We start from the raw sequence: 21,411 nt of genomic DNA, 5'->3' as shown, positions 1-21,411 counted from the left end.
CCTCACCGTCACCGGGGGTGTGCAAATGACATCGGTGCACGAGCAGGTTCGACTGCTCGCCATCGGGAGCCGGTATTGAATGCTTCGCGAGCGCGGTCGAAGCGTGCCGGCAATGCGCACCACGGCGCCTCGCTTTGCGGCAGTTACACAGTAGCCATTGCTCCTTGGGTTTCGTACCTTCAGGGGAGGGGCGATCATGCGTTCACTGTTCAGTTCACGAAGCGAATCGCGCATGCTGGCGCGTCGGCATAGGCTTTCGCCATGCGTAATAGCTAGCTTCCTGATGGGTGCTGCCTGCCTGTGGGCATGGAGCCCGGCGAATGCTGCCGGAACGGCGGCATCGGCCCCGGTTGCGTGCGCATCGGCGAGCTGCGCGCCGGCGACGTCAAAGGAGGATGCGTGCAAATCGGCGGCGTCGTCGGCCAAGGCGGCCTGTGAGGCCGCAGCGGCGGAGCTGGCGAATGCGATCAAGCGTTATCCGGCCGCGTCGACCGTCCCCACGCCTTCCAAAGATGCGCAGCCAGATGGCGAAATCGACAAGAACGCCCCGCCCGACGAGGCCGGGGCCACGGTCACCGCCCGAGGCGTGCGCCTGTTCCCGCGCAACGAACAATGCTTCCCGACGGAAACGCGCAATCTCTTCAGCGAGGTCGACAAAGTCGTCATCGGCGACGATCGCACGCCGCGCCCCATGGACTGGTTCGACGGACACAGTGTTCCGCCGACCGCGCGCTCCGCCATCATGGGGCAGAACACCTGGATGCTGTGGGGCGAGGGCAACGAGGCTTTCTGGGGCTGGGTGCAGGAGAACGGCTACGGCATTGCGGACTTTCTCGTCCTGCTCAATTCGAAGAACCGCGCCCATCGTTTCAGGGATGGCGGGCTGATCAACCAGCCCGGCATGGTCGAACGCGACACGCCCATGACGGGCCTCGGCCTCTATATCGACGGACCCGACGGCGACAAAGTCAAAATGCATGCGCCGGCGAACGACGTCGACGCGGACGGCAAGCCTGTGGAGCCGGTGAAGATGCCCAACGACCCGGCGCATCACCACCAGACGTTTTTCGAGGTTGACCCCGAGGCTCAGACGCTTTATGACCAGGCCATCGCTCAGCTCGGCAACGACGGCGTCGACCCGCTCGTCTATGGCTATCCCTCCGGCGTCGTGGGTCTGCGGCTATGGCCGAATCCGGACTTCTTCGGCAAGTCGCCGGCCGCGAAGCAAGCCCGCGAGCACTGGAACGAGCAGGTCGTCAGCGATCAGGGCAAACGCTACTACTCGACCGATCCCAAGGACGCGGATTTTCACGCGGACCCTTTGCTCATCCGGCCGTTTCGCGTCAGCATGGCATGCTCGTTCTGCCATGTCGGCCCGCATCCGCTCTCGTCGCCCAAGGATCTGGAGCATCCCGAGTGGGGCGATCTATCGAGCATGATCGGCAACCAGTACTGGCTGCCCTCGAACGCCTTCACGAACCTGAAGACGCCCGATAGCTTCCTTTGGCAGTTCGTGGCGAGCCAGCAGCCCGGGACCATCGACACCTCGCTCGTGGCCACGGACCACATCAACAATCCGAACACGATCAACGCGATCTTTGAAGTGAATGCGCGCCTTGCCCGCGCCGCCATCAACCCGCCCGAGGAGCAAAGCAAGAGCAACCTGATGCTGCGCGGCATTGAGGACGCGCCGCTTTTCACGCTCGATCCGCGCCACACGCCGCGTGTGTTGCTCGACGGCGCCGACAGCATCGGCATCGAAGGCGCGCTATTGCGCGTGTATCTGAACATCGGCGCCTACTCGGAGCAGTGGCGCAGGGTGCAGAACACGATTGTCGGCTTCACGGCGCAGCGGCCGTTCGATATCGCGACCATCAAGGCCAAATCGGTCTATTGGAATACGACCGAACACTTCCGCGTGGAAGAGCTGGAGAACTTGTTCACGTACGTCACGAAATCAGGCGCGACGATCTCCCAGCCGATGAAACTCGCCTCGACCGAAGAGGGGCTCGCGCGAATCAACGCCAATCAGGCCGATAGCGCAAATGGCCGCGACGTATTCATTCGCAATTGCGCGATTTGCCATTCGAGCAAACAGCCGCCCAATCTGCAAATCACGTTTTCCCGCGATTGGCGCACCGCGAACGCGGACGCGCCGGGTGGCATCACGTTGCCGATGGACTTCGCCGATTGGGAGGCGTTCAAGCTGAGCGCGCCCTGGCTCGCCTATGTGGACCGGCTGCAGAAATACATTGCGGCGCAGCCGAACGGCGGGCAGGACTTCTTCGAGAAGGATAACTATCTTTCGACGGATGTGCGCATACCGATCACGCTCGTCGGCACGAATTCTCAGCGCGCCGTGGGCACCAACGGAATGCGCGGCCAGGTGTGGGACAACTTCTCGTCGGAAACGTACAAGTCGCTGCCAGCCGTGGGCGTGGTCCACTTCTACAATCCGTTCAGGAAAACGAGCGCCGTCGACAAGTGGGGGAACAACGACGAATATGCGCCCCCCGGCGGCGGCCCAGGCTACTACCGGCCCGCCTCGCTCGTCAGCGTCTGGGCGACGGCGCCATTGCTGCACAACAATGCGCTCGGCATCTATAACCGCGATCCGTCCGTCAAGGGCCGGCTCGAGGCGTACGACGACGCGATCGACAAGCTGTTCAACAACAGCAAGCGGGCCGTCATCGGCACGCCCGCGTATGGCGCGGCGCGGCTCGTGAACGTGTATCCCGCGCAAAAGGAGGCGTTCTGCCACGAACACCCGGCCGACCAGAGTCTCGAATGCAGTGCGCTGCGCGGCGATTTCCGCCAGTCGTTCGCGGCAGCGGGCGTGGCCGATCAACCGGGCTTCAGGGACATCGGCTTTATCTATAGAACAACGAAGGATTCCTATATCGATTTCGCGCCGAGATACATCAAGCCGCTCGTCAGCGGCATTCTGGGCGAGCGTTTGACATCGTTTCTGTTCATCTATGTGTGGGTGGTGCTGGCTCTGATCGCCTTCGTGCTGATTTTCGTGGGGCAACCTCGCCTTGCCGGCGGTTTGCTCGCCTTGCTCGCGGCGGTGCTGGCGACTGTTTTGCGCGTTACAGGCGTGGACACGGTCTTTTGGTGGCTGTGGCTCATTCCCCTTGTTCTGTTTGTGTTTGCGGCGGCGTTCTTCCGTTTCCCCAATGCGCAGCGCTCGGCGCGCGCGTTCTTCGTTGCGAGCGTCGTGGCGTTCGCCGCCATGGGCGGCCTGGGGAAGGCGCTCCTCGACGGGCGCCTGATCGGCATCGACATCGGCCCCATTCCGCGCGGCACGCCGGTGAATCTCCTCATGAACATCGACCCGGACGCGCCCACGGTGGATCTCCTCCATGCGGTCTCTGGCCTCCTGCGCGGGGTGCTGCTGGTGCGCCGCGACGACCCGAAGGACGGCAGCTTCAAGGCGCTCGACGAATTCCAGCGCGAGGCCGGCCCGGCGCTGCTCAAGGCCAGCAAGTGTCCCGACTTCGTGCTGGACCGCGGGCACTGGTTCGCCCAGACGCTGACCGACGACGAAAAGCGGCAACTGAAGGCCTTCCTCGAAACGCTCTGACTCGTCAACTTCGTCCACCGGAGCCGCGATGAATCCCGATGATCCGCTGTGGAAAGCCAGGGACCCGCAAACCACGCCCTTCGACTATGTGATCGTGGGATCGGGTGCGGGCGGCGGCCCGCTCGCCGCGCGGCTCGCGTTGAACGGGCGCCGCGTGCTGCTGATCGAGGCCGGCACCGATCCCGCCATCGCGCAGCCCGAAGCGCAAGCGCAGCCGATGACGCGCGGCGCGCCGGACCTCGCGCAACAGCAGATGCGCCAGGTGTATGCGGTGCCGGCCTTCCATGCCAGCGCGACCGAAGACCCGGACATGAGCTGGGAATTTTCGGTGCGTCATTACACGAGCACGGCGCGACAGCAAAACGACTCGAAATACAACGAAGCGAAGGACCCCTCCGCGACAGCGCCGGATCAGCAGCCGGGCGGCATCTTCTATCCGCGCGCGGCAGCCATTGGCGGCTGCACCTCGCATCACGCGATGATCATCATTCGCCCGAACGACGCCGATTGGGACCACATTGCCGAATTCACCGGCGACGATTCGTGGCGCTCGCAGAACATGCAGGGCTACTTCGCCAAAATCGAGAACTGCCTTTACTACGCGGTCTACCGGACCTTCGCGGAAAGAACGCTGGGGCACGTGTTCGACTTTCTGCAATGGCTGGCACGTGTGCTCGATCCGCGTGGGCAGCTCGATCCCGGCGGACACGGTTCGGCGGGCTGGCAGAAGACGAGTTTCATCGACCCATTGGTGATCGCCAACATCGCCCGTGGCGACCGCACGTTTCTCGGCGTGCTCAAGGACGTGGTGCTCGCCTCGCTCGAAAACCGCAGCGCGGCGCGGATGTTCAGCCTTGCGCTCTTTCGGCTTCAGATCCTGCAGTTCCTCGACCCCAATGTCCGCTCGCCGGACATCCAGAGCCGCGCCCATGTTTCGCTGATCTCGATCGGCACCGACGGCAAGCGCCGCTGCGGCCTGCGCGACCATCTGCTGAACGTGAAGGCCGAGTGCCCGGACCGGCTCACGATCCTGAACCCGGCGCATGCCAGGCGGATCGTGTTCGAGCGGGGCGGCAACGGCGTGCCGCGGGCGATAGGCGTGGAAGTGCGCATCGGACCGTATCTGTACGCGGCCAGCCCCAGGTGTGGCAGCGACGACGATGGGGCACCCGTCGATCTACAGGTGTTCGCGCGCCGCGAAGTGATTGTTTGTGGCGGCGCATTCAACACGCCGCAACTGCTGATGCTGAGCGGTATTGGCGACGCGGCGCATTTGCGCGGCATGGAAGTGATGGGGCCGTGCGGCCGTGACGGAAAAACAGTCGCCCAGGTCGTGCCTCTCCCGGGCGTCGGCCAAAATCTTCAGGACCGCTATGAAGTCAGCGTGATCAGCGAGGCGCGCGCGCCGTTCACCACCCTCGACGGCGTGACCTTCGATCCGGGCGACGCCAATGACCCGATGCTGCGCCAGTGGCTCACCGACCAGAGCGGCCTTTACTCCACCAACGGCGGCGCGCTCGCCATGATGATGTCGTCCACGAGCGGCGCCTGCGTGCGCAGCGACCCGGACCTGTTCATCTTTGGCTTGCCGGTCGCGTTCCGGGGCTACTACTGGGACTATTCGCGGCAATTGCTGTGCCGGAACATGTCGTCGAACGAAACGACGCGCAATTTGTGGAGCTGGGTGATTCTCAAGGCTTACACCAACAACAATAACGGCGAGGTTCGCCTGCGCAGCAACGATCCATTCGCGACGCCGGAAATCAACTTTCACTCGTTCGACGACACGAGCGAGGGCGCGCAGGACTGCAATAGCGACGTGGATGCCCTCTGCGACGCAATCCAGCACATACGCGAGACCAATCGCCGGGTATCCGCGTTCACCAGCGAAGTCCAGCCCGGCCTCGATAAACCCGATTACTCGCCAACCTTGCGTCAGTGGATCAAGAACGAAGCGTGGGGGCATCACGCGTGCGGCACCTGCCGGATCGGCCACGATCCGTGGCGCGCCGATCCGCGTGACCTGCAGGACCCGTATGCCGTGGTGGACAGCAATTTCCGCGTGCATGGGGTAGAGGGCCTGCGCATCGTCGACACTTCGGTCTTTCCGCGCATTCCGGGCTATTTCATCGTGACGCCTACCTTCATGATCAGCGAGAAGGCCGCCGACGTGCTGCTGGCCGACTCGGAGAATTATCCCCGCGCGCTGGAGGCGGTCGAAGCGGGCGCGGTGCGCGCACGCCGCCGCTCGGCCCGGCCCGAATGGGAGGAGCCGGCCCATGCCGATCCCGCGCGGCTGCCGGAGGATACGGTCGGCCTCGCCTTGTCGGGCGGGGGCGTGCGCAGCGCCACCTTCTGTCTCGGCGTGCTGCAGGCGCTCGCGAAAACGCGGCGTCTGCGCGATATCGACTTCATGTCCTCGATATCGGGCGGCGGCTATATCGGCTCATTTCTCGGCAAGCTGTTTACGGAGATGCCCGAGCAGGAACGCCAGATGCCCGTGGACCGCGTGGAAAGGACGCTCACGAATCTCGGTTCGCCAACCATCCAGTGGCTGCGCTACAACGCCCAGTATCTCGCGGGCGGCGGCCGTCACGACACCTTGTTCGACATCGCGGTCATCCTGCGCAACCTCGCGGCGGTGCATGTCTGGATCGGCGCGCTGCTGTTTGGCGTGCTGGGCGCGCTGCATTGGTTCGTGCTCGGCTGTTCGTCGTTCAGCACCCTCTCGCCCGTGTGCGAGACCGCGCCGCCGCAATGGTACGGCGTGACGCTCTCGGCCTGGTGGTGGCTGCCGCTCTGGCTCTTCGTGCTCGGCGTGCTGCCGCCTGCCATCGGCTACTGGCTCACGATGATGCGTCGCCCGCATGGCGACTGGCGGCCGTGGATGCCGTTCATCCTGTGGATCGTGATGCTCGGATGCGCGATCTACGGACTGACGCTGCACGACATCGAAACCTGGAGCGCCGTCGCGCTCGCTGTGCTGCTGCTCGCGTGGTTCGAGCAGCAAGCAGCAGGGCTGCTCCTTGCCAACCCCCCGCCGCCCGGTACGAATGCGCCGCCGATCGATCCCGGCACGGCGCAGCCCGAGGACGGCACGACCGTCATACGCAACCGGCTGACCCGTCTGCTCGGCGCGGCGCTGTTCGGGTTCGCCGTGAGCGCGTTGTTCGTAGTGGTCGATACGCTCGCGCAAGCCCTCCCGACGAGCGGCTCGCGCGCGATAAACTGGTCGATGGCCGGCATCGCTCCGGTACTGGTCTTGCTGCGAGGGATCACGGCTAGCGTGCTGAAGCGCGAGGTGAAAAAGGCCGCGACACCCGCGCCGGACCAGGGGCAGACCTTCGTGGGTGGAATCGTGCAGGATGTGCTGCTCGCCCTCATCGCGTTCACGCTGGCGTTCGTGCTGTTCCTGTTCCTGGATCTGCTGGTCTATCTGGCCTTCAGCCTCGATACGACCACCGCGCGCTTCTGCGTGGTTGCCGCCTTGCTCATTTCGGCCGTGAAAGGCCGTGCGCTGCTCTTTCTGAACTTGTCTTCCCTGCAGCACAGCTACGCGGAAAAGCTGGTGCGCACCTATCTGGGCGCCTCCAACGATGCCCGCGTGAATCCGCCCGGCGTCAGCAAGCCTGTGCCGGTGGGCGTGAGCGATTTGGGCGACGACGTCCCGTTCGACGAATATCATCCCGAGCGCCATGGCGGCCCGCTGCACTTGATCAGCACCTGCCTGAACAACACGGTCGATCCGCTCTCCGGCAATCAACTGCGCGACGACAAGGGCATGCCGATGTGCGTCGGGCCTGCCGGCATCAGCGCGGGCAGGCGGTTTCACGCGCTCTGGGGGGCGCGCGACGCGAAGCAGACACCCGTGCGCGCCGCGCCCATCGTCCCTGTGCGAGTGGGCCCGAATCCGAACGACTTCCACGCCCTTGCACGAGCCGACGGCGGCCCGGTCAGTGTCGAGCGGCTCAGCCTCGGCCAGTGGATGGCCATTTCGGGCGCTGCCGCGACCACCGGCCTCGGCCGCAACACGAAGCTCGCGGAGTCCCTGCTGCTTGGGCTGTTGAACTTCCGGATCGGCTACTGGTGGAACAGCGGCATCGCCGCGGGCGAGCGGCCGGGGCGTTATCCGCCGGCGCTCTGGCGGCGGCTCAAGTCGCTGCCTTCGGCGCTCTTCACCCTGCAAGCAAAGCTGCTGGACGAATGGCGCGCCTATTTCGAGGGGCCTTCCGCGCAGATGTGGTACTTGAGCGATGGCGGTCACTTCGACAACACGGGCATCTACGAGCTGCTGCGTCGCCGGCTTCCCTTGATCGTGGCCGTCGACGCGGGCGCCGACCCGACTTACTGCTTCGATTCGCTCGCACTGCTGACGAGGCAGGTGCGCTACGACTTTTGCGCCACCATCACCTGGCTCGATCCGCGCGCCGTGCGCGCGAAGCTTCCACGCCGCAAATTCGGCTGGAGCGCCTTCGAGCGCGGGGCGAACGAGCCGAAACTGCCGGACTGGATCAAGCTGCTGCTAGACCCGGAAGCGATTGGCGCGTTCTCCGAACTGAAGCGCGATGGCCCGCGTTGCGCCGCGCTTGCCTGTATCACCTACACGAACCAGCCGGACCGCCCGAGCTGGCTGCTGTACGTCAAGCCGAGTATCGGCATCGGGCCGCCCAACGACGTCAGCACCTACGCGGAAACCTTCACTGCTTTTCCCCAGGAGACCACGGTCGACCAGTTCTTCAACGACAGCCAATGGGAAGCCTATCGCGAGCTGGGCTATTGCGCGGGGATGAGCCTGTTTGGGAAGCGCCCCGAAAGCTGACCCGGCCGTTTAGCCTCTATCGCGTTGCCGTTGCGCGGGCTTGTGGCTCGCGCTTTCGACATCGATTGACGTAGCGGTGATTTGCAGCGGCTTCATCGGGCTAGTTTCACGCGGGTGCAGCCCCAGTTGATTGCATACGTTGGGCGTATTCGGCACGCCGGTCGGCAGGGCGGTGGCGAACTCGCTTCCACGGTTGGCTCCGGCGCGAATCTGCGCGTCGCTGCAGCCCGACGCTTCGAGGAGCGAGCGCGGCAAGCCCGGGCGGCATTCCGGCCGCTTCTTCGTCATGAGCCCCATGTTTGCGTCGACGGTGCCCGGTATCAGGGCGAGCTGCTGACGCGCACGCCCAGCCGAATCCACGTTCAGTGCTACGGCTTTCTCATAGGCCTCGCGCGCCTGCTTTTCGTCGCCGTCGTAAGCGGCTTTTGTTTCTGGATCTGCGGACGGGGCCAGCAAAGGCCACGAGGCGTCGCCCAGGTTGACGTAGGCCTCTTGATAGCCGGGATCGAGTTGCACGGCTATCGTGGCTGCCTCGCGCGCTTTCTCGCGATAATCCGTGAGCGAAGGGGAGGCCGTGGCGGCGCGCACGCTAGTTTCCGAGAGCGCGTTGTAGGCGCGCGCGAGTGCGTTATACGCGGGCGCATAATCCGGATTCTCGCTGGCGGCTTGCGTGAGGACTTCTGCAGCGGCCTCGTAGCAGCCGAGATCGTTCAGCGCGACCCCCCAGTTGTAATACGCCCAGGGCAGGACCTTTGCCCACGATTTATCGTTTTGGCTTTTCTCGCGAATGACGCGAGTGCGCCCAATGGAGCCTGCGTAGTCTCCGGTCAAATCGTCGATCTTGGAGAGCATGAGTTCCGCGAGGGCGGCATCGCTGTTCGAATTCGCCACTTTCTGGCCGACTTTCGCGAAGTGGAGCGCGACCAGAATCGGCATGGCCCAGGCCGTCTTGCTCTCGGGCTCATCGGGCTTTTTCCCGCCATCGACGGCGATCTCCTCATAGCGCTTGCGCACTTCGCGAAAGTCGCACTTCGCGCTATCGGAAAAGCAGGCGTCTTGCTGGCTATGCAGAAGGTTATCGGCATAGAGCAGGGGGCTCTGGCGCTCGAGTATCTGCATGGCGGCACGCCGCAGCGTTTCCTCCATGACGAGGGGGGCGCTCGATCCACTCGCGGGTTTCTCGCCATGCCGGCGCACGGGCGACGCATTGTTCGCTATCGTTTGATGGATCGAGAGCGACTCGCCTTGCGCGTCGCGAAGGGTGAGATCCACGGAAAATCCGGACGGCGCACCCGTCGCGCTTCCATAAACCGATGAGTCGAGCTCGAGCAAATCGCGCGCATACTCGACGAATGAGCGCAGCGAAAGCCCCGTTCCGGGCACGGAGAAGTCCGGGAGATTGAACTCGGTCAGCACCGCCTCGGTGTCCGGGGAGCGGGGCGTGACGCTTTTGGCCGTCGTGCGCAATTCGCTCAGGGCGTCGACCAGCATGTTTTGCAGAGCCTGCTCCGTGTAGCCGCTTTTCTTTAGCGTATCGGACACCTGAATGGGCTGGACCAGCGTCGCCGGCTCGCCAAAGATCTGGTACGCGCCGACCACGACCAGGGGAAGCGCGACACCCAGGCCAAACGATTGGATAGAGAAGCTCATTTTCGACTCCACGGACGGCATTTGCCATTGCGCGAGGCATCAATGCACGGTCCGTGCCATTCGTATCGTTCGTTGTCACGCCACGCAATGTGTGAAGGCCAGGCCATGGGCGTGAAAAAAACGTTGGCATCGCACCAACTGGCCGGCATTGACAGTCTGGTTTTACCCGTCATTTTCTGCCGCTGGCGGACGTTGATTGTTCGTATGGCCAACAGATCCTAGAATGGACTGGCACGCCTGAGCGCCAGACGTGCTCCCTGCTTCGCGAGGCCAGCGGGCATACCGGCGAGATGCGATGAACATGTTCAGGTTTCAGTCTGAGACGGAGTCGAAATTCCTCAAGCACTCGCCGGTACCGGCTGCGGTTCGTGCGTGGCTCGTCGACTTGCTGTGCTGGCCAGCCCGGTTCGAGGATCCGCAGCGCGAACAGGCCTTTACGGAAGACTATGGCCAACGTTTTGCCGACTTCCGCCGTGCGGCGCTAGTGCTCGGAACCTTGATCTGGGTGTGTTTCGGCTACTGGGAAATCAGCCTCGCGCGGTCCAGTCCAGTGTTCCGGCCATATTTTCCCGAGGTTTTCGCATTCCGTTGCGCCGGTGCGCTTGGCGCGACCGTGGGTATCGTATTGGCTTTCAGGCTCGCCTTTTATCGCGATCGGGTGGCACATTGGATCTTGCTGTCGGGTTTGGCATTCATGTGTCTGTGCCTGATGATCCAAACTTTTCTCGCGCCACGCCCATTCAATTTCACGCATTTTTTTGTCGGCTTTTATTTAATTCTTTTCTACCAATTCGGTTTTCTTCGCCTGCGAGCCAAGGCGACACTGATTTTGGCCGTGTGTGTGATTGCCGCAATCGTTGTGGCGCAACTGCTCACTCAGGCGGTCGAGGCAGAGAACTTCGCGGCGGGCATGTTCTACCTGCTCAACGTGGCGGTTCTGGGCCATAGCGTCAACGTGAATGCCGAGCGCCATGTGCGTGACCGCTACGTCGCCGTCCAGGCGCTTGCCGATAGCAACGACACGCTGCAAGTCGTCAACTCGGCGCTCGCGCAAAAGCATCATGACCTCGAGCGTGCGCGGCGCGACCAGCAGACCAAGTCGGAAGCCCTGATCGCCTTGCGCGAGCAGCAGCGCGAAGCCGCCGAGCAGGCGAGCCGGGCGAAATCGCGCTTTCTGGCGGCCGCCGCGCATGACCTCAGGCAGCCCATGCATGCGCTCAATCTCTTTCTCGCCGCCGCCGACGAAGCGCTGCTTGCGCGCGACGTCGAAGCGTCGAGCAGGCTGATCGGCGAGGCGCGCAAGGCGTCGGTCCTGACCGCGCGCCTCTTTAACGCGGTGCTCGACCTCTCGAAGCTCGAATCGGGTCACGTCAACCCGAACTACACGAGCGTGGACCTGAGCCGCGTGACCGCGGAGACGGTCGAGCAACTCGCACCGTTCGCCGCGAGTTGCGGCGTGACATTGCGCTATGGAAAGGCGCAGCAAAAACCCGCCTGGGTGCGCACCGACGCCGACTGGATTCCGCGCGTGCTGAGCAATCTCATCTCGAACGGCATCAAGTATGCGGACCCGTCGAAGACGGGCCGCCGCGCCGTGCTCGTGGGCGTGGTGCGCATGCCGAACTATGTGCGGCTCGACGTCCTCGACAACGGCATCGGCATCGCATCGGAGCATTGGGATGCGATCTTCCAGCCGTTCGTGCAGATCGGCAACCCGGAGCGGGACCGCGAGAAGGGGCTCGGACTCGGTTTGTCGATCGTGAACGCGGTGGTGTCGCTACTCGAGGGCCACCGCCTCGAACTGAAGTCGATCGTGGGACGCGGGTCGCGTTTCTCGGTCCGCATGCCGGTGGCCGATCCCTTTGCGCTCCAGGACGCCGCGATCGCGCCCGCCGATTCGGCATCGTCGCCGGCCTCGCTGCGGGGGCTCTACGTGCTGCTGGTCGAGGACGACAGCCTCGTGCGCGCGTCGATGGAGGCGCTGTTCGCGCGCTGGGGCGTGTTGTTCGATTCGGTTCGCTCGGTGGCCGAGCTCGGCGATTTGCTGGCGGAGATCGAGCGCGTGCCCGACCTCGTCATCAGCGACTACCGGTTGCCGGAACGATCGACCGCAAGCGACGTCGTGCGTCTGCTGGGCGAGCACTTTTCGCGGCCCGTGCCGTGCCTCGTGGTGACGGGGGAGGCCGGGGTCAGCACGCAGGGCGTGTTGCCGGCGCGCTGCGTGCTCAGCAAGCCGCTGTCTCCCGACCTGCTGATTGCGCGCATGCTCGAATTGACGGAGGCGCCCGCCCAGGCGTAGGGCCTGTTATTGGCGTCGACAGGCCTTGCGACCTACGCCGCCGTGTCGTGCGCCACGGTGGGAATCTCAATGCCGCGGCGCGCCATTTCGACGATCAGGAAGGTGCGCCGCGAGACGTTGAAGCGGCTCAGCAGGTCGCTGATGTACTCCTTCGCGGTGTTCTCCGTGATATTCATCTTTCGCGCGATGGCCTTGTTCGACATGCCCTGCAGCAGAAAACGCAAGGTTTGCGCGAGGCGCGGCGGCAGGTTCAGCGAGTCGATCGGAATGCCCTTGCTCGGGCCTGGCGGCTGCGGGGTATGGCCACCCTTGCCCAGCACGCTGTTGGGCAGGTAGACACGGCCATTCAGGATCGTCTGCAGGGCTTCCCGGAACACCGCGCCGCCTTCCTCGCTGGCCTTCGAGATGAAGCCGCCGGCGCCATGCTTGATGCACTCCAGCACGGTCTCGCGATCGTCCTGGGCGGACAGCATGACCACATGCGCGGCGCGCTCGTTTTCCTGCAGCCAGCGCAGCAGGTCAAGCCCGGTGTGGTCGTCGCCGATCTGGTAGTCGAGAAAAACCAGATCGTAGGGTTTATTGCGCAAACGCTCGACGGCGGCCGCGTACGAGCCGGCTTCGTCGATATCTAGCGTCGGCTCCGACGTCAAGATCAGGCTCTTCATCGCGATCCGCGTCAGGCCTTCATCCTCCACAAGCAGGACGTGGCGGAAATACAGGTTGTCCATCAGCACCTCTCCAGTCGAGACCATCGTACCCGTATTCGCTCGGGGTGCGATCCCCCCATAGCGGGGGACGCTTTTGGGGCCGTCTTCCGGAGGCGTTTCTCCCCCGCTATGGCCGGTTTTCGCCGAACCCCGGGCCGCGCACGATGGAGTCGTTGCAGATCGGACGACGAGGGACGCCACCATGCGCTCGCTACACCCCGACTTGAAAAGCCTGCTGAACATCTTCCGTAGTGCATCGGCAGACGAGACACACTTTCGCCGGCGCAAGCCGGAGCCGGAGCGGGTGACGGAGCTGCAAGCCCACATCGTGGAAGACATCCTTTGGGCATGGGTTCTCATGAGCCGCATCGAGTCGAGTGGCGTGAGATTGCCCGTGCAGATTTCCGAAATCCTCGTCCAGGCCTGGGCCGCCTATGAACAGAACCGCTGGACGCTGCAGGTCGACCGGAGCTTCTGCAGCACCTTGAAGCTGCTGGAGTCCGTCGCGCAGCGCCGGAAAGTGCGTGACGGTAATGAGTGAGCGATCAGCGGCCATGAGCTCGATACCCGAAAATCCATCTCGCAAGAACCCGAGCCCGCCGGGGGGCAAGGCGCAAGGGCGCGAGAACACGATTCGTGCGACTGCAAAGACAGCGACGGAGACCAAGGCCGAGACCGAGACCGAAACCGGGTCCGAAACGGGGACCGAAACGCGGCGGAGACCGCACAGTCCCTACACCATCCACAATTTGGACGACGCCATTGCTCACCTCGAAAAGGCAATCGGCGCGGACAAGGCGATGGCGATTTTCGGTGTGCGTTACTGGCACCAACGCGTGCACGAACTCCGTTCCACACCGGGTATCTTGCGCGATCAGGAGCGTCGGTTGTTGTGTTTGCTGGATCGATTTGCCACTACGGGTTAGTGCGAGGGGCCGCTCATTCACCAACGGACGCGACGGGGAATCGCGAGTCGTTGGTAAGCGGAGTCACTGCCGTTCGGGCAGTGCGTTACGGATGTCGTCAAGTTGAAACATGTAACGGGCTCGACGCGTGGCGCTCGACCACGTTGTTGTGTGCGGAAGCTGACTTCGAGGGCAAGCGCGATCAGGGGGACGCGTCGCAAGGTGTCGTAGAAGAAAAAATGCCCGCACACGGCGGGCAAATGATTCGAGGAGACAAGAGGAGTGCTGAGCTACCCTCTGGAAAGATTATGGGCGGGCCTCTCAATCTCGCCTACCTATCCGTTTGAACAGGGAGATTCCGTCAAGCCCGTCACCCGAAGGATGCCGTGATTAAACGTGAATGCTACGGACGCTCTGACGACGAGGGCAACGGGCCGAAGAACATCGCCTTGAGGCGGCCTTTGCCAAGCGCCCGTGCGAGTTCGGCAATCACGCAGTAGTTGAAGATCAACGTGAGCAGCAGGATTTGCACGGCCCAGAAGCGCGGCCAGCTGATATGGGTGAGCAGTTCGTGATTGGCGGCGGCCAGACTGTGCGCCTCCTTCCAGTAGTCGTAGAGCTCTTCCAGATAGTGGATGACGAGCGCGACCAGCGTGTACATCAGCGTCTTCCAGGAGACGTTCCAGACCAGCGGCTTGTCGGGAAAGCGATTGATGAAGGGCAGCATGTCCGCAAGCAGCACGGACTTTCCAAGGATCAGCGAGGCGAGCAGGATCGAAGCCGTGGTGGGCAGGGCGACACCGGTCTCCTTGACCATCAGCGTGCGGATCAACGCGACGATATGAAGGATGACGAAGAAAAAGATCGTCGGCGGCAGCACCTTCTTGAATTCTTCCTTCACTTTTTCCGTGAACTTGCTCATGGTGCCCTCCAGTGATCGGCGATAGTCGCAAACGCGCCGCTGCCGCGGGCAGTGACCCACGGCAGCGGCGCTCACCAGCCCTGTACGCGGGCGGCAACGGGGGAGGACATCAATACGGCGCGTTGACCACGATGTACTGCGACCCCTGTGGCTGATACCAGGTGCTGCCGCATTGCTGGTACATCATGCCGCGGTAGTTCACCGGCACGCAGTTCGACGGCACCGAGCGGACGATGGAACCCACCACCGCGGACGTGACGGCCACCGTGGCCGTGACGGCGGCGGCCGTGGCAACCGGGTGATAGTCGTTGTCCCAGCCGCCGTGGTTGTCCACGTTCACGTTGACGTTGCGGTTGGTGTTGATGTTGGTGTTGCGGTTGACGTTGTTGACGCTCGTGCTCCGGACATTGTTCGTGCGGGCATCGGCGCGCGAGTTGTTGATCTGCGCGCGGCCACCGCCGCCGCCACCGCCGCCGCCCCGCTGGAAATTGCCGCCGCCGCGTCCCGCGTTGGCAAGAGGCGGGACGGCAAGGGTCATGCAGGCCACGACAGCCGCGACGATGAGACGGGTGGGAATGTGCCTGATGGCGTTCTTCATGGGCCTACCCCTTGTTCGTGACAGGAACGAATTCGATCTTCTTCGCACCCGCCGGCGGCCGGAACGTGAATTCGGAGTCGTTGAACGCAGCATGCGTCGACCAGTCGAGAATCGACACGGACTGCGGCCGCGCGTCGTCATCGCGCCGCGTGATCACGATTTTGTGCGGCAGCGGATTCGCGCCGGTGCTGATCCAGATTTGCCAGTCGAGATCCTTCTGGCGGTACGCATAGTGATCGCACAGCGTCGACCCGATATAGTCCTGGCCGGCATACATGGCCGATTCGAACTGGTCGGTTGGCGCGTTGGGCGTGCCCCAGACGAACAGGTCGGCCAGCGGGAATTCCATGCCGTAGTTATCGTGCAGCTTGTCGATCAAGGTGGCGATCGTGCCGTCGAGCGCAACCGTCGAGTAATACTTTTGCGCCGGCGTATACAGCGTGACTTCCTTGCCGTTGAAGATGATTTCGCGCTCGCTGCGCGAGCTCGACAGGACGGTGCGAATCTTGTACGGGCGGTCGACGTCGAGCTTGGCCGTCGCGGTGTGCTGCAGTTTCTGGCCGTCTTCCAGCACGCGCTCGCCAGTGACTTCGGTCGACACGCTAAAACGCTTCAGCGACTGCAGGTATGCGCCCATCTTCTGCAGCGCGGCGACCGCGGCGGGATCGACCGGATTGGTGACGGCGCTCGCCGCAACCGGCGCCGAGGCCTGCGCGAAAACATGCGGCGTGACAAATGTCGCGGCCAGCATGAGCATGCATGAAACCCTTCTCTTCATCATATTCTCCATGCGTGTGAACGAGTGGCTTCAACAACGCGAAAGCGCCGTCGCGGCGCGCGCGTGGCGGTGTTGGGCAGCGCAGTTTCAGTGCGTAATGTAATGGCCGCTATCGGTAAAGGGAAGGCTTCTGCCCGATATTGCCCAAAGGGGAAATGAGGTTGCCCCGAACCCCTATGGAGAGCTTTACGTTTCTGCGCGACGCTAACGCCAATTGAGCCATTCGGCGTCTATGCGTAGCAGATCGGCCAGCGTTTCACGGCCATGATTTCGCGCGGCGCACCGGAGCGCGTTGGCACTGGATCGCGCACGTTGTTTTTTGCCCGAAGGTGAAGGCCTGTTTCCCCGTTTCCCTATGGTGCCGCACATGCATCTGCTCGACACTCGGCAAATAGCTACGTGGGCGGCACATGGACGAGCAGCGGCAATTCATCGTGATAGTGGAGGACGACTACAGCCTGCGGCGCGCAGTCGAGCGCTTGCTCCGGCTGTCGGGCTTTCGCACGCGATCGTTCCACAGCGCCGAGGACGCTCATGTTTTCGAATGGGCATCGGCGGCGCGCTGCCTCGTCATCGACGTGCAACTGCCGGGGCTTTCGGGGCCGGCGTTCTATGGAACCTTGCATGCGCCACGGCCCCCCGCCGTATTCATGACGGCCTTTGAAGGGGGGCGTACACGTCGTGCCATCGAGAGCGCCGGGGGGCACACGTTGCTGACCAAACCGTTCCTTGGCGACGCGCTGATCGAAGAAGTGATGAAGGCAATGAGCGGTCCGCCTTGAGCATCGGTGTCATGCAGGCATTCAAGACGGTAACAACCCGGCATTAATTCGAGCGATAACAAGGGGAAACACATGAAAAATGAATCACGCTGGTGGCGGCTTGCCAAGCCCGTCAAGCGGGCGCCTTACGCACTGGCCGCAGCCGGGCTGCTGGCTCTGGCGGTGAACGGGCACGCGCAGAAAGACACGCAGCAGAACGCGCACCCGAACATCGTGCTGATCGTGGCCGACGACGTGGGCTGGGGCGATCTTGGCGTTTATGGCGGCGGTGAGGGGCGCGGCATTCCCACGCCCAATCTCGACCGCATGGCCGACGAAGGGATCACCTTCTTCGACTTTTACGGGCAGCCCAGTTGCACCCCGGGGCGCGCGGCGATGCAGACGGGTCGCAATCCGAACCGCAGCGGCATGACGACGGTGACGTTCCAGGGGCAGGGTGGAGGGTTGCCGCATGCCGAATGGACGCTGGGGTCCGTTCTGAAGCAGGCGAAGTACAACACGTACTTCACGGGCAAGTGGCACCTCGGCGAGTCGGACTATGCGCTTCCCAATGCCCAGGGCTACGACGACATGAAATATGTCGGCCTCTATCACCTGAACGCCTATACATATTCCGATCCGAAATGGTTCCCCGACATGGATCCGCAGACCCGGGCGATGTTCGCCAAGGTGACGCAGGGCATGCTCTCGGGCAAGGCCGGACAGAAGGCGCATGAGGAGTTCAAGGTCAGTGGCGAGTACGTGGATACCCCGAACAAGGGCGTCGTTGGCATTCCGTATCTGGACCGCTACATCGAGAAGGCGTCGCTCGACGATATCGACGAAGCCGCGAAGAAGGGCGGGCCGTTCTTCGTGAGCATCAACTTCATGAAGGTCCACCAGCCCAACTTGCCGGATCCGGATTACATCGGCAAGTCGATGGCGAAGACCAAATTCGCGGATTCGATGGTCGAACTCGACGCGCGCGTAGGCCGTGTGCTCGACAAGCTGCGCGAGAAGGGCCTCGACAAGAACACGCTCGTGATCTTCACGACCGACAACGGCGCGTGGCAGGATGTGTATCCGGATTCAGGCTATACGCCGTTTCGCGGCACCAAGGGCACCGACCGTGAAGGCGGCGCACGCGTGCCCTGCATTGCGTGGTGGCCCGGCAAGATCAAGCCTCACCAGAGAAACTACGACATCCTGGGCGGGCTCGATTTCATGGCGACCTTCGCGAAGCTCGCGGGCATCGATCTGCCCAAGAACGATCGCGAGGGCAAGCCGATCATCTTCGACAGCTACGACATGACGCCGGTTCTGTTCGGCACGGGCAAGAGCAAGCGCAACGAGTGGTTCTACTTCACCGAGAACGAGCTCTCTCCGGGCGCCGTGCGTATTGGCCGGTTCAAGGCGGAATTCAACCTGCGCGGCGACGGCGGCGAGGCGACTGGCGGTCTCGCGGTCGATACGAACCTGGGCTGGAAGGGGCCCGAGAGCTATGTCGCGACGGTGCCTCAGGTCTTCGACCTCTGGCAGGATCCTCAGGAGCGCTACGATATCTACATGAACAACTTCACGGAGCACACCTGGACGATTCCGGCATTCGCGGGCGCGATCAAGGCTCTCATGAAGACGTACGTGCAGTATCCGCCTCGCAAGGCGCAAAGCGAGGCGTACTCGGGACCGATCACGCTTTCGCAATATGAGCGCTTCCAGTACGTTCGCGATCAGCTCAGCAAGAATGGCTTCAACATTCCCATGCCGAGCGGGAACTGACGGACTGCGCCGTAGCGAATAGCGTTACTGGTGCGGATGACTGGCGGTGTCGCTCGGGCGGCACGCCGGTTGTCCGCATTGTCTTTTGTGTCGTTCTGAATAAACGGATTCATGATGCGTGACAGTCAATCCCATGCACGCTCGCGAGGCGCGTGGTTGCGCCTTGCAGCGATCGCGGCAAGCGCCTGTCTGGCGCTTGGCGCCTGCGCGAGCCACGAGCCGGCCGCTACCACGCAAGCCGCGCCGCCGGCCGCGGCCAGCACGCCGGTGGCGGCGGCCTTGCCTTCGTGGCAGGACGGCGCAGCCCGCGCCGCCATTCTCAAGTTCGTGGCCGAAGTGACGCAAGAGGGCGCGCCCACCTACGTGCCGCCCGAAGCGCGCATTGCCGTGTTCGACAACGACGGCACGCTCTGGAGCGAGCAGCCGATGCCGTTCCAGGTGCTGTTCATGATCGACCAGCTCAAGGCGGCCGCGCCCCATCATCCGGAATGGCAGCGCAATCCGGCCTTCAAGGCATTGATGGCGCATGACAACGCCGCGCTCGCGAAAAATCAGAAAGCGCTGCTGCAACTGCTCGAAACGGCCAACAGCGGCATGAGCACCGACGAGTACGACCAGTCGATCCGCTCATGGCTCGCGAGCGCGAAGCATCCCACACTCGGCCGGCCTTATACGGATCTCGTCTATCAGCCGCAACTCGAACTGCTTGACCTGCTGAGAGCGAACGGCTTCACGATCTGGATCGTGTCCGGCGGGACGGCGGAGTTCATGCGCGTCTGGGCGACCGAAGCCTACGGCGTTGCGCCGGAGCACATGGTGGGCACCGAAGAGAAACTGAAGTACGAGATGCGCGACGGCAAGCCGGTGCTGATCCGCGAGCCGGGTATCGATTTCGTCGACGACAAGGCCGGCAAGCCCGTGGGTATTTTCCGCGCGATCGGGCGACGGCCGATTCTCGCTTTCGGCAACTCGGACGGCGATCGCGAGATGCTCGAATACACGACGGGAGGTTCGGGGCCTTCACTCGGGCTGCTGCTGCATCACGACGATGCGGCGCGAGAGTTTGCCTACGACCGCAACGCGGGGTCGGCGCGGCTCGACAAGGCCTGGGACGAAGCGCAGGCACGCGGCTGGGTGATCGTCAGCATGAAGCAGGACTGGAAGAGCGTTTATCCCGTGCAAAAGGCGAATGTGCAGTAATCGCGGGCAGCCAACTCAGGGTAGGATGGATGCCCAAGGCGGACAATGCGTTGGCCTTGGAGCATGCCACTGTAACGAAATAGCTGGGGACATGAGATGCACGAAAGCGGCGAAACAACGGTTGAGCTACCCATTACCTTCTTCGCGGAGCGTCCCGATGGCCCTGAACCGGTCGCGCCCACGCAAAAGGGCCGCTTCCACGCGATGGCCAAGCCAATCGGCTCCACGTGCAATATCGATTGCACGTATTGCTACTACCTGCACAAGGAACATTTGCTCGAGCAGCATCGTGGGCGCCGCATGGGCCCCACTACGCTGGAACGCTATATCCGGCAATATATCGAGGCGCAAAACGGCGACGAGATTATTTTCTCGTGGCAGGGTGGCGAGCCCACCATGCTCGGCCTCGACTTCTTTCGCGACATCGTCGAGATTCAGAAGCGCTACACGCCACCCGGCCGGCGCATTTCGAACGACCTGCAGACCAATGGCACGCTGCTCGACGACGCATGGTGCGCCTTCCTGAAGGAGAACGACTTTCTCGTTGGCTTGAGCATCGACGGGCCGCGCGAACTGCACGATGCCATGCGCGTGGATCGCAAGGGCCGTCCGACGTTCGACAGCGTGATGCGTGGCGCGGGCTTGCTGCGCAAGCATGGCGTGAAATTCAACACGTTGACGGTGGTGAACCGGATCAACGCGAAACGGCCTGTTGACGTCTATCGTTTCTTGCGCAACGAACTCGGTTCGACCTATATCCAGTTCATTCCGTGCGTCGAACCCAGGGATTTTCGCAGCGTGGCCCCGCAGCACTGGCCCGAGCACGGACAGCCGGTGCTGGGGAGCAGTGCGGCGAAACCCGGCAATGCCGACTCGGTGGTGACCGATTGGTCAGTCGATCCCGACGACTGGGGCTACTTCCTCTCGCGAACCTTCGACGAGTGGTACAAAAAGGACGTCGGGCGGGTGCTCGTCAACCTGTTCGAGACGGCGGTGGTCCAGGCCATGGGCATGCCGGCGCAAACCTGCATCACCGCCGAGTTTTGCGGCAAGGCGCTCGCCATCGAGCACGACGGCGAGGTGTACTCCTGCGATCACTACGTCTATCCCGACTACGCACTTGGCAATATTCGCGACACGCATCTCGGCGAGATGGCGTTTTCCGCGCGGCAGCAAAAGTTCGGCTACGCCAAGCGCGATGCGTTGCCGGCCTATTGCCGCGACTGCAAGCACCTGAAGCTGTGCTGGGGCGAGTGCCCGAAGAACCGCTTTATCCGCAGCCCCGCTGGGGAGCCGGGGCTCAATTATTTGTGCGCCGGTATCCGCCGCTTTCACGACCACGCGGGTCCTGCGCTTCGGCAGATTGCCGCGCGTTCGGCCTGATTCGGCCTGATCGGCAAGCGCGCA

15 protein-coding genes are annotated in these 21,411 nt (G+C 63.1%); 9 read left to right on the top strand and 6 right to left on the bottom strand.

Features of this window, described 5'->3' with window-relative positions; genetic code table 11:
* Window positions 1–283: 283 nt before the first annotated feature.
* Together E1956_RS30300 and E1956_RS30295 are read left to right on the top strand one after the other, a co-directional pair.
* Entirely contained in the window at window positions 284–3,586 is a 3,303-nt protein-coding gene (locus tag E1956_RS30300) for a hypothetical protein (protein ID WP_134756164.1), read from the top strand.
* A gap of 28 nt (window positions 3,587–3,614) precedes the next feature.
* A complete protein-coding gene (locus tag E1956_RS30295; protein ID WP_134756162.1) occupies window positions 3,615–8,405 on the top strand; it encodes a GMC oxidoreductase in 4,791 nt (1,596 codons plus the stop codon).
* A gap of 9 nt (window positions 8,406–8,414) precedes the next feature.
* On the opposite strand, the gene E1956_RS30290 is transcribed toward E1956_RS30295, so the two are convergent.
* Both E1956_RS30290 and E1956_RS46350 read right to left on the bottom strand, forming a co-directional pair.
* Entirely contained in the window at window positions 8,415–10,055 is a 1,641-nt protein-coding gene (locus E1956_RS30290; protein ID WP_134756160.1) for a tetratricopeptide repeat protein, read from the bottom strand.
* Between the two features lie 481 nt (window positions 10,056–10,536).
* Window positions 10,537–10,809: a hypothetical protein gene (locus tag E1956_RS46350; RefSeq protein ID WP_167760168.1), complete on the bottom strand. Its 273-nt coding sequence runs from the start codon at window positions 10,807–10,809 to the stop codon at window positions 10,537–10,539.
* 87 nt (window positions 10,810–10,896) lie between these two features.
* Between E1956_RS46350 and E1956_RS30285 the strand changes: the two genes are divergently transcribed.
* Complete coding sequence (locus E1956_RS30285) at window positions 10,897–12,354, top strand: ATP-binding response regulator (protein ID WP_167760167.1); 1,458 nt, start codon at window positions 10,897–10,899, stop codon at window positions 12,352–12,354.
* A gap of 32 nt (window positions 12,355–12,386) precedes the next feature.
* Here E1956_RS30285 and E1956_RS30280 read toward each other — a convergent pair whose 3' ends face one another.
* Complete coding sequence (locus E1956_RS30280; protein ID WP_134756156.1) at window positions 12,387–13,082, bottom strand: response regulator transcription factor; 696 nt, start codon at window positions 13,080–13,082, stop codon at window positions 12,387–12,389.
* Between the two features lie 181 nt (window positions 13,083–13,263).
* On the opposite strand from E1956_RS30280, the gene E1956_RS30275 reads away from it, so the two are divergent.
* Both E1956_RS30275 and E1956_RS30270 read left to right on the top strand, forming a co-directional pair.
* Window positions 13,264–13,602, top strand: coding sequence for a hypothetical protein (locus tag E1956_RS30275; protein WP_134756154.1), 339 nt, complete (start codon window positions 13,264–13,266; stop codon window positions 13,600–13,602).
* A 13-nt stretch (window positions 13,603–13,615) separates the two neighbouring features.
* Window positions 13,616–13,987, top strand: coding sequence for a hypothetical protein (locus tag E1956_RS30270; RefSeq protein ID WP_134756152.1), 372 nt, complete (start codon window positions 13,616–13,618; stop codon window positions 13,985–13,987).
* A 382-nt stretch (window positions 13,988–14,369) separates the two neighbouring features.
* Here the strand turns inward: E1956_RS30270 and E1956_RS30265 are convergent, their stop codons facing one another.
* From E1956_RS30265 to E1956_RS30255, 3 genes are all read right to left on the bottom strand, one after another.
* Window positions 14,370–14,888 (bottom strand): hypothetical protein, encoded by a 519-nt coding sequence (locus E1956_RS30265; RefSeq protein WP_134756150.1) that lies wholly within the window; start codon window positions 14,886–14,888, stop codon window positions 14,370–14,372.
* A 109-nt stretch (window positions 14,889–14,997) separates the two neighbouring features.
* Entirely contained in the window at window positions 14,998–15,486 is a 489-nt protein-coding gene (locus tag E1956_RS30260) for a hypothetical protein (RefSeq protein ID WP_134756148.1), read from the bottom strand.
* 4 nt (window positions 15,487–15,490) lie between these two features.
* Window positions 15,491–16,264 carry a DUF2092 domain-containing protein gene (locus E1956_RS30255; RefSeq protein ID WP_134757896.1) on the bottom strand — a complete coding sequence of 258 codons (774 nt, stop codon included), beginning with the start codon at window positions 16,262–16,264 and terminating at the stop codon, window positions 15,491–15,493.
* Window positions 16,265–16,674: 410 nt separating this feature from the next.
* Between E1956_RS30255 and E1956_RS30250 the strand changes: the two genes are divergently transcribed.
* The 4 genes from E1956_RS30250 to E1956_RS30235 all read left to right on the top strand — a co-directional run bounded on the left by E1956_RS30250 (window position 16,675) and on the right by E1956_RS30235 (window position 21,387).
* A complete protein-coding gene (locus tag E1956_RS30250) occupies window positions 16,675–17,046 on the top strand; it encodes a response regulator (RefSeq protein WP_134756146.1) in 372 nt (123 codons plus the stop codon).
* Window positions 17,047–17,118: 72 nt separating this feature from the next.
* Entirely contained in the window at window positions 17,119–18,804 is a 1,686-nt protein-coding gene (locus E1956_RS30245) for an arylsulfatase (protein ID WP_134756144.1), read from the top strand.
* 114 nt (window positions 18,805–18,918) lie between these two features.
* Complete coding sequence (locus E1956_RS30240) at window positions 18,919–20,004, top strand: HAD family hydrolase (RefSeq protein ID WP_134757895.1); 1,086 nt, start codon at window positions 18,919–18,921, stop codon at window positions 20,002–20,004.
* Between the two features lie 96 nt (window positions 20,005–20,100).
* Window positions 20,101–21,387 carry an anaerobic sulfatase maturase gene (locus E1956_RS30235; RefSeq protein WP_134756142.1) on the top strand — a complete coding sequence of 429 codons (1,287 nt, stop codon included), beginning with the start codon at window positions 20,101–20,103 and terminating at the stop codon, window positions 21,385–21,387.
* Window positions 21,388–21,411: the final 24 nt, after the last annotated feature.

The sequence above is a fragment of the Paraburkholderia pallida genome (assembly GCF_004524855.1).
GTDB classification, from domain to species: Bacteria; Pseudomonadota; Gammaproteobacteria; order Burkholderiales; family Burkholderiaceae; genus Paraburkholderia; species Paraburkholderia oxyphila.
The sequence above is the reverse complement of the archived record's forward strand: the minus strand, read 5'-3'. Positions and strand labels throughout refer to the sequence as shown.

Excerpts from the sequence above, each read along its gene's own strand:
- E1956_RS30270 (WP_134756152.1), top strand. The coding sequence starts at position 13,616 with ATGAGCTCGATACCCGAAAATCCATCTCGCAAGAACCCGAGCCCGCCG.
- E1956_RS30255 (WP_134757896.1), bottom strand. The coding sequence starts at position 16,264 with ATGAAGAGAAGGGTTTCATGCATGCTCATGCTGGCCGCGACATTTGTC.
- E1956_RS30290 (WP_134756160.1), bottom strand. The coding sequence starts at position 10,055 with ATGAGCTTCTCTATCCAATCGTTTGGCCTGGGTGTCGCGCTTCCCCTG.
- E1956_RS30245 (WP_134756144.1), top strand. The coding sequence starts at position 17,119 with ATGAAAAATGAATCACGCTGGTGGCGGCTTGCCAAGCCCGTCAAGCGG.
- E1956_RS30280 (WP_134756156.1), bottom strand. The coding sequence starts at position 13,082 with ATGGACAACCTGTATTTCCGCCACGTCCTGCTTGTGGAGGATGAAGGC.
- E1956_RS30260 (WP_134756148.1), bottom strand. The coding sequence starts at position 15,486 with ATGAAGAACGCCATCAGGCACATTCCCACCCGTCTCATCGTCGCGGCT.
- E1956_RS30275 (WP_134756154.1), top strand. The coding sequence starts at position 13,264 with ATGCGCTCGCTACACCCCGACTTGAAAAGCCTGCTGAACATCTTCCGT.
- E1956_RS30240 (WP_134757895.1), top strand. The coding sequence starts at position 18,919 with ATGCGTGACAGTCAATCCCATGCACGCTCGCGAGGCGCGTGGTTGCGC.
- E1956_RS30300 (WP_134756164.1), top strand. The coding sequence starts at position 284 with ATGGGTGCTGCCTGCCTGTGGGCATGGAGCCCGGCGAATGCTGCCGGA.
- E1956_RS30295 (WP_134756162.1), top strand. The coding sequence starts at position 3,615 with ATGAATCCCGATGATCCGCTGTGGAAAGCCAGGGACCCGCAAACCACG.
- E1956_RS46350 (WP_167760168.1), bottom strand. The coding sequence starts at position 10,809 with ATGCGTGAAATTGAATGGGCGTGGCGCGAGAAAAGTTTGGATCATCAG.
- E1956_RS30250 (WP_134756146.1), top strand. The coding sequence starts at position 16,675 with ATGGACGAGCAGCGGCAATTCATCGTGATAGTGGAGGACGACTACAGC.
- E1956_RS30265 (WP_134756150.1), bottom strand. The coding sequence starts at position 14,888 with ATGAGCAAGTTCACGGAAAAAGTGAAGGAAGAATTCAAGAAGGTGCTG.
- E1956_RS30235 (WP_134756142.1), top strand. The coding sequence starts at position 20,101 with ATGCACGAAAGCGGCGAAACAACGGTTGAGCTACCCATTACCTTCTTC.